The 11,710-nt window shown below is 54.7% G+C and carries 8 protein-coding genes; 2 read left to right on the top strand and 6 right to left on the bottom strand.

The genetic code is table 11. The features are described from left to right. Positions 1-18 precede the first annotated feature (18 nt). The 3 genes from ACSIPU_RS11110 to ACSIPU_RS11100 form a co-directional block, all read right to left on the bottom strand. Positions 19-1,122 (bottom strand): mandelate racemase/muconate lactonizing enzyme family protein, encoded by a 1,104-nt coding sequence (locus ACSIPU_RS11110; RefSeq protein ID WP_004108723.1) that lies wholly within the window; start codon positions 1,120-1,122, stop codon positions 19-21. A 52-nt stretch (positions 1,123-1,174) separates the two neighbouring features. Further along, positions 1,175-2,626: an MFS transporter gene (locus tag ACSIPU_RS11105; RefSeq protein WP_004117633.1), complete on the bottom strand. Its 1,452-nt coding sequence runs from the start codon at positions 2,624-2,626 to the stop codon at positions 1,175-1,177. 144 nt (positions 2,627-2,770) lie between these two features. After that, positions 2,771-4,420 carry a signal transduction protein gene (locus ACSIPU_RS11100; RefSeq protein ID WP_032728841.1) on the bottom strand — a complete coding sequence of 550 codons (1,650 nt, stop codon included), beginning with the start codon at positions 4,418-4,420 and terminating at the stop codon, positions 2,771-2,773. 564 nt (positions 4,421-4,984) lie between these two features. Between ACSIPU_RS11100 and ACSIPU_RS11095 the strand changes: the two genes are divergently transcribed. After that, on the top strand, positions 4,985-6,349 hold the full coding sequence (locus ACSIPU_RS11095) for an MFS transporter (RefSeq protein ID WP_024273671.1): 1,365 nt from the start codon (positions 4,985-4,987) through the stop codon (positions 6,347-6,349). 41 nt (positions 6,350-6,390) lie between these two features. Here the strand turns inward: ACSIPU_RS11095 and ACSIPU_RS11090 are convergent, their stop codons facing one another. Both ACSIPU_RS11090 and ACSIPU_RS11085 read right to left on the bottom strand, forming a co-directional pair. Beyond that, positions 6,391-7,734: an OprD family outer membrane porin gene (locus ACSIPU_RS11090; RefSeq protein WP_049593823.1), complete on the bottom strand. Its 1,344-nt coding sequence runs from the start codon at positions 7,732-7,734 to the stop codon at positions 6,391-6,393. A gap of 84 nt (positions 7,735-7,818) precedes the next feature. Then, the gene (locus ACSIPU_RS11085; protein WP_032728842.1) at positions 7,819-8,598 is read right to left on the bottom strand and encodes a histidine phosphatase family protein; all 780 of its coding nucleotides are present in this window, start codon (positions 8,596-8,598) and stop codon (positions 7,819-7,821) included. A 494-nt stretch (positions 8,599-9,092) separates the two neighbouring features. Here ACSIPU_RS11085 and surE point away from each other — a divergent pair, with 494 nt between their 5' ends. Further along, the gene (gene surE, locus ACSIPU_RS11080) at positions 9,093-9,968 is read left to right on the top strand and encodes a 5'/3'-nucleotidase SurE (RefSeq protein WP_004108710.1); all 876 of its coding nucleotides are present in this window, start codon (positions 9,093-9,095) and stop codon (positions 9,966-9,968) included. 66 nt (positions 9,969-10,034) lie between these two features. On the opposite strand, the gene ACSIPU_RS11075 is transcribed toward surE, so the two are convergent. Then, positions 10,035-11,159, bottom strand: a complete 1,125-nt coding sequence (locus tag ACSIPU_RS11075; protein WP_032728844.1) for a ribosomal protein uL16 3-hydroxylase — start codon at positions 11,157-11,159, stop codon at positions 10,035-10,037. Positions 11,160-11,710 lie beyond the last annotated feature (551 nt).

Raw genomic sequence — 11,710 nt, 5'->3', positions numbered from 1 at the left:
TTTCCCCTCACTGCGTGGTTAGATTTTGTGGGTTGCGAGGTAATCACGATCGAGAATAATGCCGTGGCCCGGCCGTTCGCTCGGTACGTAGTAGCCGTCCACCTCTTCGCCCGCTTCGGCGATGATGCGCAGATCTTTCCAGCGCCCGCCGTCGGTCATCTCGGCGTATGAGATATTCGGCACCGTAGCCAGCAGGCTGGCGCTGAGCTCCATAACAAAATGCGGCGTCATCGGCAGGTTGTGCGCACGGGCGACGGCGGCGATATCCAGATAGCCGGTGATCCCGCCGACGCGGCCGAGATCTGCCTGGATGTAATCCGCGCTGCCGCTCTCGATGTACTGCGTAAACTGATTTAAGTTATAGACGTTTTCTCCCAGCGCGATGGGCGTGGCGCTGCGCTCGCGCAGCCGCAGGTGGCCGGCGATATCGTCGGAGGGCAGCGGCTCCTCAATCCACAGCAGGTTAAGCGGCTCGAACAGCTTGAATGCGCGCAGCGCCTGCGGGAAGTTCCAGCCCTGGTTGGCGTCCACCGCCAGCGGGAAGCCCGGCACCGCCTCCTGAATCTTACGCAGCCGCTCCACGTCCTCTTCCAACGTCGGTTTGCCCACTTTCACTTTCGCCGCCAGATAGCCGGTGCTTTTCCAGCGCTTGACCTGGTCGATCACTTCCTCAATGGACAGATGTAGGTTGATGCCGCTGCCGTACAGCGGAACGCGATCGCGCACGCGGCCAAGAATGTCGATAATCGGCGCGTTGAGGGTTTTACCTAACAGATCCCAGTAGGCAATATCCAGCGCCGCCAGGGCATGGGTGGTGACGCCCGCGCCGCCGACGTCGTGTACGTGTTTATACGAGCGATGCCACAGGCCGCGCGGGGAGAGCGGCTGGCCAATAACGTCAGGGATAATCTCGGCAATCAACGCAGAGATGGTTTTCCCGCACCAGCCGGAAGTGTGGCTAAAGCCGGTGCCGACGTGGCCGTTAGAACCGTAGACGTCAACTATCGCCACTTCGATATCGGTGACGTGGTGAATTTGATCTCCCCACGGGCCTTCCGGCAGCGGAACGCGGGCGGTCATCAGTTCGATATTTTCAATCACGGGCATTTTTGTGCTGTTCATCTGATTCCTTCCTTTATGGGTTCAGCGGGGGCCGCCCCTGCGGCCCGGGCGGTTAATGTTTGGAGGCCGGGGATTCATGCCCCTCCAGGGCGATTGCCGGGCTGGCATCATGTTCTCGATCGTTCTCGTCGCCCACCGCATGACCGAAGACTTCCGGCAGCAGGAAGATCGAGGCGAGGAAGGCGCAGAACGGCGCGATAGCGATAATCATTGAGGCGACCGGTACGCCGACCGCTTCAAACAGGGCCGGGAAGACCAGGGTGGTGACGAAGGCGGTGACTTTGACGATGGTGTAGCCGATGCCGGAGGCCACGCCGCGATAGCGCGGTTTTGCCACCAGCGAGATCACCGTCATGCCGCTTTCGGAATCCCAGTAATGGCCCCACAGCATCAGCGCCGCGCCGAAAATGATAAAACCAAAGCTGCTGCTGTAGACGCCCCACGCCGAAATTGAGATGCCGATGGTGACCAGCAGGAAGCCGTATTTGCTCAGTCCCTTATGCCCGAGCTTCGGCAACAGCAGCGGGCCGACAAACGCCGAGAGCGCGGCGATACAGTTCACCGCCAGCAGGGCGAGGTTATTCTGGATCTGCCCGGAAATCCCGATGGTGACGAGGATCAGCGGCAGGAAGAAGGAGAAGGCGTAGTTTTCAAACGACTGCACGGCGCAGGAGAACCAGCCGAACAGGGTGGTGCGGCGGGTAAAGGGACGACGGAACAGATCGTGCAGCGTCTCTTTGAGCGTCGGGTCGGCGATGGTGACGTTTTCGTTGGGCAGAATATCGTCCAGCAGACGGCCATCCTGTTCGCCGTAATAGTCACGGGAGGCTTGTTTCGCTTCGATAAAGCGGCCGCGTTCGACGAACCACGCCGGCGTCTCCGGCAGCTCCCGACGCATAAACAGCAGCAGGCAGGCTGGGATCGCCGGGACCGCCAGCACGATGCGCCAGATCATATCCGGGTGAACATCAAGCGCCACCAGCGTGGTGACCAGCAGAATGGCGGCGATAATCCCCAGCGCGAACATAAACTGCCAGCGGTTAGCCATCACTTCGCGCTTGCCCTTCGGCATCACCTCCATGATGTAGGTAAAGCCGTTAGCCACGTCCGCGCCCACCGGGATCCCGGCGAGGCAGCGAATAATCGCCAGCCAGTACATATTGGGCGCCAGGCCCTGAAGAACGGCGAAGATCGCGAACAGGATCATCGACCAGAGGAAAATTTTACGCCGTCCGAGCTTATCGGTCAGCCAGCCGCCGAGCAGCGCGCCGACCACCGCGCCAAGCTGGGTGCCGGCGGCGGTAAAACCAAGCAGCCAGCTGCTGGGCTCATAAATATCTTTCAGGGCGAATAAAATAAACGCCATGGAATAAATATCCCATGACTCAATTAATAATGCGGTGATCATTAGCCATCCCGCTTTGGTGCAGCCGGGGGCCTCCTGCTGATCGAGCCGTTTCTTTGCCTTCTGGATAATAAATTCAATATGTTGCTGCTGATACATATAATCCTCTCTTATCCGGGCAGGCGGAGGGCCCGCCCGGACAGATGCGCGTTAATCCGCTCTTTATGGGCGATAAAGAGACGAATGAAGCGGATGTTTGCCAGGATCGCTAACAACGTAAAAATTACATAAGCGAATCAGTTGTTATTTCATTAATAAATGCGCATCGCCTGCGATAAAGACTTTCATATTTTGCGTCAGCGCCTGGGCAATAAAGGCGTTCAGCACTTCGGATAATACCTCCTCTTCTACATAAGCCAGACTGAGATGGTTGCTCTGGTGGCCCGCCATTAAATCGTCGCGCGAAACCCCGTCGAGAACGGCGTTGAGTAATGGCCACTCGTAGTTGGTTGCCCGGCGGCGGCGTTCGAATTCGTCATGCGGCAGTTCGACGGCGGTGCCGGTGCCGATATGCAGGATCACCTGGGTACCTTCGTAATGCGCTCGCGCCCAGATAAAGCGTCCGGCTTTGCCCTGACCGGCAATGGTCGAGCCGCCGTAGGGGAAGAACATCGCCGGCTGGCGATAGCCGGTGGCCCCGGCGATCCCGCCCTTCAGATGGGCGAACGGCACCGCGCCGGAGATCTCCAGATCCCAGTAGAACGTGCCGTTGTATTCGCTACCCCAGCGGATATCGTGAAGGGTGGTTTCGCTCGCCATGCCCAGTGCGCCGAGCAGCTTCGCCAGCATCACCTGTGGGATGGCGCTGCCCATATCCACCTCGTTGATGCAGGGGATCGGCGCGTCCGGGCAGACGATCTCGCCGTTCTCATCCGGGATCGGGAAACGTTCCGCGTTGCCGATGGCGCCTTCGGCAAAATCCGAGGCGGCGCAGCTGTCTTTGAGCCCCTGCTGATACTGCACGCCCACCGCCGTCAGGCCGAAGCGCTTCACGAAGCGCGCCATGGCGATCATCATCGCGCACTGTTCCAGCACCTGCTCCCGGGTCAGTTCCTTCGTCCCGTCGGCGCCGAACCGGAAGCGCATGCCGCGGGTCTCATACCAGTCGAGACAGGCTTCGCGCAGGTCGGTCGGCACTTTGTTCATTTCAACCAGCAGCGCCGATTGCGACAGCGACTCCACCGGAATCCCTACGTCGATCATCGCTTTTTGCGGGAACACGCCGTTGATCATCCCCATACAGAAGGTATCGAACAGGCCGACAATGGCTTTGTGTTTGAGGATCGACTGCCCAACCTTCACGCCAATCTGTCCGGCTTCGCTGGCCAGCAGCGGCGCGCTGGGCGCAACCGGATGCAGATAGCCGAGCTTATGGCTGAGATGGCCATCGCGCAGCCAGGTGTCCAGGCCGCGAATAAACGCCTCGTCGGCGAAGGTTTCCGACCACAGCCGCGAGTAGTTGCGCTCCAGGCTGGTGAGGCAGCCTGCCATACAGAGCATGCCGACGAGGCCCGGCCAGGTGCCGTCAAAATTGGCGAGCAGCAAAATAGGGCCGCGATGATGTACCAGCGAAGGCGCAAGGTGATGGGAGTATTGCCAGGCGGTAAGCAGGACAATAATCGGCGCATCCGGATCGATCCCGGCAAACAGCTCGCTACCCTCTTTCTGGCTGCTGATAAACCCGTGGCCGCGGCGTTCGTTGACCGGATGGGCGCGGCGCAGGCGGTAGCCTAATGTTTCCAGCGCCGTTTCCAGACGCTGTTCAAACAGCTTCTGCGTGGGCCAGCAGGTGACGTTAGCCGGTTCGCGGAGATCCGCATTGGTGACCATCAAGACTTCGCCTGGCTGCGGGGTAATAAGCCCGGCTTCGGCGGGTAACGTTAAATTCAACATGTGAATTTCTCCTGTAGGGGGTAGGTCGCTTAGTTATCGTTGATCGTTCTGCGCAGGGATTAGCGCCGCATCAGCCGCTTCAGGCAGACTGATTTCTATGGCTAACTCGAATTAGCAAATTAGGATAAAAAAAAGACAGGGACAAACCCTTTGCCGGGGATTTGTGATGGCTATCAATGTGAAATTTTTAACTAATTAATTTTAAAAACATTATTTTAAAAGGTGGGGTGAAGTGACGAGGAAAGTTTGCTGAGGCGGTTTAAAGGCGGGCAGAAAGGCGGGCGGGAAGCGCAGCGAGGACGGTAAATTCAGGTTTGATATTTAATGAATTGAAATTATTGAATTATTTATTTTTCCGTTTGAGCATTTTGTCTGGGGTGATTGACAGGAGTGTTAAAATTTAACCGATCCTGGTCACACTCTTTTAGCATTTACGTTGTGAATTTCTGTATCTTGTTATAATTAGCTAATTCGAGTTAGCTTGTTGGTGATTTTCCCTCGCCAACGATGTTAGCCAGGCGCTGCCCGACTAAACAATAATGATTCAGGACAGAGGATTTAATGATGACCCTGCTTACCTCGCCCGCCATTGCCCCTGCAAAAAATGAACAAACATCGCAACAAACCCATGAAAGAAGAAAGCTGCTCACCGTGCTGGGCTCCGGTCTTTCTGGCACAACGATTGAGTTCTATGACTTTTTTATCTACGGCACCGCCGCCGCGCTGGTGTTTCCGTCGCTGTTTTTTCCTAACCTCTCGCCGCTGATGGCGCTGCTGGTATCCTTCCTGACGCTGTCGATTACCTTCGTTAGCCGGCCCATCGGTGCCATCGTATTTGGCCACTATGGCGATAAGATCGGCCGCAAGAAATCGCTGGTTCTGTCGCTGATGATTATGGGTATTTCGACGTTTTTCATAGGATTAATCCCCAGCTACGACACCATAGGCAACGCAGCGCCGTTGATACTTATCTTTTTGCGCCTCTGCCAGGGCTTTGCCATCGGCGGCGAATGGGGCGGGGCGACGACGCTGATCACCGAGTATGCGCCGCGCCATCGCCGGGGCTTTTTCGGCACCTTTGTTCAGTTGGGCAACGTGCTTGGCCTGTTTATCGCCACCGGCGTTTTTGCGCTGGTGGTGATGCTGCCGGAGGATGACCTGATGTCCTGGGGCTGGCGCGTGCCTTTCCTGTTAAGCATCGCGCTGCTGTTCGTCGGGATGTTTATCCGCTCAAGGATCGAAGAGACGCCGGTGTTTCAGGAGAATCAGAAGCAGCAGCAGAACGCGCCGAAAGCGGCCGAGCAGAAGTTTCCTGTTCTCACCGTGCTCAAACATCACCGTAAAGCGGTATTCCTGGCGATGGGTATGCGCATGGGGGAGATTGTTCTGGGCTGGCTGACGGTGGCGTTCTTTATGTCCTACGTGACCCGGGAACTCAACTTTACTCGCGAAACGGCGCTGAACGGGCTGCTGCTGGCCAGTTTTGTCGGCATTTTTACCTTTCCTTTCTTCGGCTGGCTGTCCGATAAAATTGGCCGCCGACCGGTCTATCTGGCCGGCGCCGCGATCACGCTGATCTTTGCCTTCCCGCTGTTCTGGATGATCGACTCCGGCTCGGTGAAGATGTTTATGTTCGCCACCACCTTCTGCTATTCCGTGGGGCTGGGCATGATGTTCAGCGTCCAGCCCGCCTTCTTTTCGGAGCTTTTTGACACCAGCGTGCGCTACACCGGCGTGTCGCTCGGCTTCCAGTTGGCGAATATCGTCGGCGGCTTAACGCCGATGATCGGTACCTTACTGCTGGTGTGGTCCGGTGGCGCATCGTGGCCCATCTCGCTGTTTCTCGCCTGCATGGCGCTAATTACCATCCTGTGCGTCTGCGTGACGCGGGAAAGCTATAACGATGAGCTTAATGAGGTGAAGAAGTAGCCGGGGAGGGCTGCCCCGCCATGACCGGCGGGGCGGGCGTATCAGAACAGATTAAATTTATATTCGATAATCACTTCCGAAGAGAGCGAGTTGGCCCGGCTGTAATGGCCGTCGGTAAGCACCGGCGTTTTGCCATTCATCTTATAGGACCAGCCCGGCCCGAACATCGCCCAGACGGTGAGATTTTTCAGTCTCGGGTGCGTCGGCACCCAGCGGCTGAAGGCGTTAATTTCCCCGGTACGGACGTGGTTGCCGCGGTAGTTAAACTGGGCGATGTTGCCGGCGAGACCGATAGCCAGCTCCGGCGTCAGGTTATAGTCCGACATATTAGAGAGAACCAGTTCACCGTCGCGCATATAGTCGTTGCCGGCGTAAGCCATTGAGATAAAGGTCCCGCGCGAGTTTTTACTCATATGGCGCGGGTAGAAGCCCACTTCATTGGCCTTATTCGCATCGGTATAGCCCAGACCCCACTTGGTGCTCCAGTTGTCCGCCTGCCACTTCACATCCATGGCGATGTGCCAGGCATCATCGTCAAAGTCACGCTTATTTGCCGGCATCGCTTTATACTCGTCCAGCGCGTGAGTGGCGTAGACCTGAGTACCGATGTTCAGCGCTTTTATCGGCTTAATATTGGTAAACAGAATATGGCGGCGCAGATAGTTGTCGCTTTCACCATAGCCGTACTGCATGTTCAGGTGCTCGCTTTGCCACAGAATATCGCCGCTGGCGATATGGTTAATGTACTGTCCGCTGTTGGTCTGGAAGCGTTTCTTATCCGGCGAGTTACGATCCATCGCGCTTTCGATGTACGCGCCGCGCAGCGTGAAGGGACCGTAGTTCACCGCGCCGGTCCAGCCCAGGTAGGTGGTTGGAGAGAGGCGGGTCGAGTTGGAGATGACGCCAAAGTTTTTCATCGTCTGCCAGCCCCAGCGGGCGTTCAGATGAGTGTCCGCCAGGCGATACTGCAGCTTGATATTGCGTTGACCAAATTTGGAAAAGCCTTCAGCGTTGCTTTTGTTATTTCCGCTGCCGTTGTTATAGAGTACGCCGCGGGAGTTAAAGTAATCGCTGGCGCCGAGCTTTACCGCCCCGTAGTATGTGGCATCAAAGCCAATAATATCGGCAAAATAGCCGGACTGATAATCGACGGCGACGCCCTGACCCCAGGCATTATGGACTTTCTTCGGCTCGGTCTCTTCTTCCTTAAGATATTTCCAGTAGTTTTTAAAGGATAAATTCAGATGAGACTGGCTGAATAACGGATCGTTGAGCACGGTATCGATATAATCGCGCTCCTTCAGACTGTTAGTGGTCGAAGCTGACCAGGCGCTGGCGGGAATAGCCAGCAGCATAATGGCGACTGTTGTAGTATTGATTTTCATAATAAACCCCAGAGTAGGGACGCAGCGATCCAGGCGAGGTGTTTTCGCCTGAAGTCTGCCGTAATAAATAATTAAGCGTGGGTATTATTTTTTATCGAGAGCCTGTTTTCCGGCTTCGACATATTTCATAGTGCCGATTTCAGGAACGGTATATTTGCCGTCTTTATAAACAATTTTAACCACCGCGGCATTGGCAAGCGGTTTGTTTTTCGCGTTATCGTCCGTTAAGTCGGAAATCATGATCTGCATTGCGGTACCGGATGAAATCGCCAGCACGTTTTTATCGCCCCGGGCCTGCGCGTTTTCAACGATGGTATGCAGCGCTGCCTGGGTGCGGGTTTTTACCTGCTGATAGTTTTCCGCCATGCCTTTGGGATCGGCTGCAGCCAGCGCATTCTGGTTGGTATCAACGGCCAGGGTGCCCGCTTTCATTTGGCTGAACAGCGCAGCGCCATCTTTAAGCCCCAGCTGTTTGGCGCCGGCGTCGGCCATATCTTTGTTATAGCCGCCTTCAAAACCGCCGAAGAAGGCTTCCCGCAGGCCGCTTAGCTCAGTAAGTTTGTAATCACTTACTCCGGCTTGCTTAAGTATCACCTGCATGGTTTCACGCTGACGTCCGGCATCGCTGGAATAGAAGCTATCAAATGGAATGCCTTTTAGTCCCTCGCCGAGATAACGTGCGACGCGAATGCCGTCTTCAGTAAGCGGGGAGTCAGCCCAACCCTGTACGCGGTCAAACGTATTCAGCAGCGTTTTGCCGTGACGAGCGAAATAGATATTCACGCCATCGTCGTTTTTAACTTCCGCTGCCGAGCAGGTTGCCGCACCTGCCGCTATCATTAATGCTATAAGCCACTTCTTCATATAACGCTCCACCTGAATGGTCTTTTTATAAGCAAAAAAAAACCTACGTCAGATATTCGACGCGAAGCATAAATAAAGCTATGTTCGCTCGAACTCTATGACGTAGGTTTCGCCTGTTCTTGACAGTAACAATCCAACAGTGGCGACGTTAGCACTAATTATGCAAAAAGACACCCTCTATTTATTGTTATTGTCAATAAATGTGATCGTCTTCATGAAGGTAATTTTGCTGGTTGAGATGTATCTTAAGTTTAATTTTCAGAATAATTGGCAGTTTTTGACTTAAATAATTATTGGGGATTGATCTCCGTCACAAAATAATGATGTCCGCTCTGGACTCTGCCGCGCACTGGCGTTATTTTCGCTTCACTCTGGGATTGTTACTGACCACAGGCAAAACCTAAGACTCCTGTCCGCCAATTTGGCGTGCGGCAGGAGTCTTAGGTTTTTTTTTGCGCCTGATAAATACCTCTGCTACCTAACAAGGAGTGATGATGAGAACGAAAATTCTGACTGCCGCCATTCTGGCGTTATCTGCCGCTGGCGTACAGGCTGCTGAAAAACCGCTGAAAATACTGTTGGTTAACGACGATGGCTGCCAGTCTGTGGGAACCACATCGCTGCAGGAAAAATTGGCGGCCAAAGGATATGACGTCTGGATGGTGGCGCCGGCAACGAATCAGAGCGGGATCGGGTCGGCAATCACCTTTAAGACGGGTAAGGTCTTTGATGTCAAAAAAGCCGCTGACAAACGCTACTGCTTCCCGGGAACGCCCGCCGACGCGCTGGATTTCGGCCTGTGGGGCGTGCTGAAAGACGCGCCGCCGGATCTGGTGATCTCGGGCGTTAACGACGGCCCCAATACCGGTATGGCGCAGGTTAACTCCGGTACCGTTAGCGCTGCAGCCCGCGCCATTCGCTATGGCTTCCCGGCGATTGCCGCCAGTATTGGCTACCGATTCACGGAAGAAGAGATGAAGAACAAATGGCCGAGCACGCATAAGTACTGGCCTGACTCGGTGGATTACGTTGTCTCGCTGGTTGATAAACTTAACGCCGCGCATAAACCGGGAAGCCCGATTTTGCCGCAAGGGTCCGGTTTGAGCATTAACTATCCGCCGCTGCCGTCGGCTGAAATTAAGGGCGTTCATTATATTGAGAATGAACAGTTCCCCGCGCCGCAGATTGGTTATGAACTGCTGGCGGACGGCACTGCAAAACAGACGATGAATCCGGAAGCGATAAAACCGGCGGAAGGGGATAATGACTCGGGCTGGCTCAACAAAGGATATATTACTTACACCCTGTTTGATGGTTCATGGAACGCGCCGCAGTTCCAGGCGCAGTATGAGACGCTGCTCGGAAAATAACGTCGTAGTGATATAAAAGAAGAAGGCGCTATTCGCGCCTTCTTTATATGAACAGATGATGAAGCGCTATTCGTCGAAGAACCAATAGCCCTGGTTAATCAAACGGGTCAGCTCGGCGATAAAGGCCGGATTGCGCAGTGCGGCCTCACCTAACTCATCTTTACCCAGCAGGGTATAGCGGCAAAGCGCGTCCAGTGCCGCAGGCTCGGTTGGCTCAAGCTGTTCACTATTCACAAAAAAGTCATCGCCAATGTGCAGTACCCGCAGGCCGCTCAGGCGAGTCAGCATTTCGCCTCCCTCGAGTGCGTCGACAATCTCTTCTTCTGCATAAGGCGGTTCAGCTGGCGCAATATCCAGCTCGTGGCGCGGCGTGGTAGCAAAACGTCCAAACCACTGGCGGAAATCTTCCGGCTGGCTAATCATCTCGATCATCATGCCGCGCAGACGTTCCAGTTCATACTCTTCAACCCGGCCTGGATGTTCACGGCAGGTTAAATCCGGATCGCTGTAGTGCTCGCCGCCGAGATCGTTTTCCAGCGCGTAATCGGCAAAGCTGCTGATCAAATCGCGGCCGTTTGGCCCGCGGAAGCCAACGGAGTAGTTCAGCGCCGTTTCGTGAGTGATTCCGTCGTGCGGGAATCCCGGCGGAATGTACAAAATATCGCCGGGCTCCAGATCCTCATCAATAATCGGCGGGAACGGGTCGACGTGCAGCAGCGCGGGATGCGGGCAGAACTGACGCATCGGCAGCTTATCGCCCACGCGCCAGCGGCGGCTACCCATGCCCTGAATAATAAAGACATCGTACTGGTCGATGTGCGGGCCCACGCCGCCGCCCGGTACGGAAAAGGAGATCATCAGGTCGTCTAAACGCCAGTCCGGCAGTACGCGGAAAGGGCGCACCAGCTCAGCGGCGGGCATGTGCCAGTGGTTTACCGCCTGAGCCAATAGCGACCAGCCGGTTTCGCCCAGGCCATCAAAATGTTCAAACGGCCCGTTGCTGGCCTGCCATTGACCATTCTTAAGGCTCACCAGTCGACTATCGACTTCCGGTTCCATGGCCAGCCCGGCCAGTTCATCCGGGGTAATCGGATCGACGAAATTCGCGAAAGCCTTCTTTAATACCACCGGCTGCTTTTGCCAGTACTTTTCTAAAAACTCGGGCCAGTTAATGTTGAGTTGATAAGCCATAGGTTTATACCAATAAGAAGAAACGGGCCTGATTATAGAAATATGCACCCTCAAGCCGCTTTGTCATGGGTCAAGGCTGATGCTTAATTCATCATCTGAACTAACGGCACCATAAAAGAGGGAAAACCTGAAGTGGGTAACGCCGTTTTTTGCAAAATCTCATTTTTGGCTAAAATGCGCTGCAGGCCTTGTAGTTCCTGGGTTCTTACGGTTTTTCGTAGCAAAGGTTAATCGTGAAAAGTTTAAATTATGAGCGCTTGATAAGTTTTTTGTATTTTTAGGGTTGCTATATCCCGGCAGCTCCCTATAATGCGCTCCCACTGACACGGCAGATGTGAATCACTTCACACAAACAGCCGGTTGGTTGAAGAGAAAAAATCCTGAAAAACAGGGTTGACTCTGAAAGAGGAAAGCGTAATATACGCCACCTCGCAACGGTGAGCGAAAGCCGCGTTGCACTGCTCTTTAACAATTTATCAGACAATCTGTGTGGGCACTCAAAGTGACATGGATTCTTAACGTCTTCGGACGAAAAATGAATACCAAGTCTC

Source organism: Klebsiella sp. HN106 (genome assembly GCF_051209435.1).
Taxonomy (GTDB): Bacteria; Pseudomonadota; Gammaproteobacteria; order Enterobacterales; family Enterobacteriaceae; genus Klebsiella; species Klebsiella oxytoca.
This window is presented reverse-complemented; position numbering and strand designations above follow the sequence as displayed.